This window comes from Phaeobacter sp. CAU 1743 (assembly GCF_039839315.1).
In the GTDB taxonomy this organism is placed as follows: Bacteria; Pseudomonadota; Alphaproteobacteria; order Rhodobacterales; family Rhodobacteraceae; genus Phycobacter; species Phycobacter gallaeciensis_A.
This window is the reverse complement of sequence record NZ_JBDOQR010000161.1, coordinates 1-2762: the sequence shown is the minus strand read 5'-3', so window position 1 is coordinate 2762 and position 2762 is coordinate 1. Positions and strand designations below refer to the sequence as shown.

General features: G+C 56.6%; 2 protein-coding genes. Both read right to left on the bottom strand.

Annotated elements, in window-relative coordinates; translation table 11 throughout:
* Positions 1-170: 170 nt before the first annotated feature.
* Positions 171-371, bottom strand: coding sequence for a hypothetical protein (locus AAFO90_RS24535; RefSeq protein WP_065273505.1), 201 nt, complete (start codon positions 369-371; stop codon positions 171-173).
* 354 nt (positions 372-725) lie between these two features.
* Positions 726-2696 carry a hypothetical protein gene (locus AAFO90_RS24530; RefSeq protein WP_347511147.1) on the bottom strand — a complete coding sequence of 657 codons (1971 nt, stop codon included), beginning with the start codon at positions 2694-2696 and terminating at the stop codon, positions 726-728.
* Between the last annotated feature and the right edge of the window lie 66 nt (positions 2697-2762).

The window sequence follows — 2762 nt, the reverse complement described above, 5'->3', positions numbered from 1 at the left end:
GCCGCATTGGAAAAACACCGCGACCCACAAAATGATGCGCTGGTTGACCCGTTGGATCAAGCCGCATAACCATGAAATCCGCAGCGTCGCCCGAAACGCTTTTCAACATCGTTCGGGACATTCCCTGCGGAACTGTTTTCGCCTAGTTTGCTAGGTTCGACTCACCTAAATCAAGCGTTCGCCGGAGCAAGCTCCCGCAAGGCACGCGCCATTTCCAGATAACCGGAATATCCATACTGCGCGTGCATGCTTTCATACCATGCGGCCCAAGGCTCTCGGCGCTCCTCCGCGAACACGTCGCTCCAGAACCCTTTGCGAACACTGACCTGGCCATCGGGCAACCTCGAAACCTCTATCCGCGCTTCACTCATCAAAAGCCTCCTTTTGTGGTCTACCGAAGTCACCAGCGGCACAAGACGCCAAGCGATCCCCCGAATACCACCCTTCATATTCCACGTTCTGGACCTTTTAGAACCCCTTAGCGCCCTTCCGCTGCCTGTAAGCAGAAAGACATGCATTCAGGCTTGCACTCCAACGTTGTCCTATCCGCGGCAGATTTGGCAGCCACAGCACGTGCAGGCAAGTCGCGACAATCCGAAACCTGGGGTCCCCAGCTCCTACGCCGCTCTCGGCACAGCTGTCACAGTGTCCCTAGGACAATCCAGCTGGGAAAGGCGAAACGCGTCCACCGCCCCAAACATGGAACAAAGCCCAACTACCGCAACTTAGAGCATATCATCGCCGTAAATTACGTAGTTCTGGACATCTGAAAGGGTAACAAGAATGTCATCATATCCGTCGTTGTTCATGTCACCCGCTGCAGCAGCGGTAGAGTCCACGTAGTTGGTGGATGTGTCATCTGCCGGGCGAATGACAAAACCGCCGGTCCCCGCGGCGATATCAGACAGATGAATAGCCTCAGTCGAACCCGTCCCGAAAATCACGTAAACGCCAAGCGCCTCTCCAGTGTTCACGTCGCTGCCCGTAATGGCAATGTCGTCGCGCCCGTCGCCATTTACATCTCCGAGGAACGTTACGGAGCTGCCAATAGCAGACAGTTCCTGTGTCCCCATGATTTCGACCCCGCGCGAGCCGAGGTCATCCAGTTCAACGGCAGCAGGGTTTGCACTGCCAAAAACAACATAGGCTGCGCCTGTGTTTTCCCGATCGCCGCGATCTGCGTAAGGCAGGCCAATCAGGATGTCGTCCAAACCATCGTTGTTGAAGTCGCCTCCACCTGACAGTTGGGCACCGCCAGTTTCCGCCCATTCCAAGTCATCGGCATATTGCAGATGCGAGCGTATCTGGAACCCATCGTCGGAAAACCCGTCTTCAAGGAATACTGGCGAACCCTGGCTCCGGCCTTGCACCACAAAGAAGCTCTCCGTCTTATCGGCGACGTGCCGCATGGCGATCACCATGTCATCCAGCCCGTCCCCATTGGTATCTCCGGCGGAGCTGACACTGGCGCCCGTCGCCAATCCATCTGCAGAGTCGATTACAAAGCCCCCTTCCCCACCTTCGATAGGGTGCACGCTGGATAGGGAAGTATCCGTGATGACGTAGCCAATCAGGTGATTGAAATCGGTATCATCAATCACCCGCGAGCTGTCCATGACCAGAGCATCGCTGTTGCCGTCACCATTTATGTCACCTAGCGCGGCCCCATTAATCCCCAGTGTTCCAAGAAATTCCCCGGCGCCTTCGATCAGGCTGGTATTCGGCTCTGTTCCATCTGCAAGTGTCACATTGGAGGAGCCGGTGTAGACGAAGGTCGCGCCGATACCTTCAAAGTTGGAAACGCCCATGACGAAGTCAGCACGCCCATCATCATCAACGTCTTCCAGCACACCGATGAAGTTGGCAAGATCCAGCCAGTTTCCGGTATCAAGCGTCACCGTGAACCCGGTACTTCCTGAGGCAGCCTCTGCCACGTTGACACGATCCGCCTGTGATACAGCACCGTACAGCACATGATATTCGTAGGCAGATTGGCTACTTCCCCTGACAAGCAGATCCGAACGTCCGTCACCGTTGAAATCACCAAAGCGACCTCCAGGATCTTCATCCGTCAATGGCGTCATTCCAGTGAGTTCAAAGCCTCTGAAATTCCCGGACAAACCAGCAAGGTCGGAGCCAGGAGTGCCACCGCCGGAGGACGCGCTTGTGGAAAAGCTCGAGAGTGTCACGCTGGACAGGTAGGTATGATTTGACTCCCCGGTGTCGGGGTTAACTGACCCCTGGCGGTCATAGTGAATAACCGTATCCGTAGCCCCGACGCCCTGCCCGCTTTCAACCCAGATCGAGGCCCCGTCCCGGTTCCCGCCTGATGCAGCATAGGTTCGCAAGCTATCCGCAGTAAACCGCTGACCGCCTACTGTCAGGATGTCCTCTGCGCTGAAGTCGCGGACCGTATCATCCCCGTCTGCGCCAAAGGCACCGGCCGACTGTACAAAACCCCAGTAAGAATTCGTGACGGTGTAGGAGGCCCCGACGGTGTTGAACCGGAAATGATCTTCACCTTCGCCCCCCCAATACACATCATCGCCACTATAGCCCACGAGCGTATCGTCCCCGCCGTCTCCGGTCAGCAAGTCGGCACCTGCTCCTCCTCGCAGGACATCGTCGCCGCTACCGGTCGTGTCTCGGAGTTGGTGGAAATTTGAAGGCGGCGTAATCTCCGGGTGAACATCCACCCACCCAACCGGCGGCGGCAACCGCCAGGGAGATCACGCCATGACCAAGAATACCTATACTTCCAG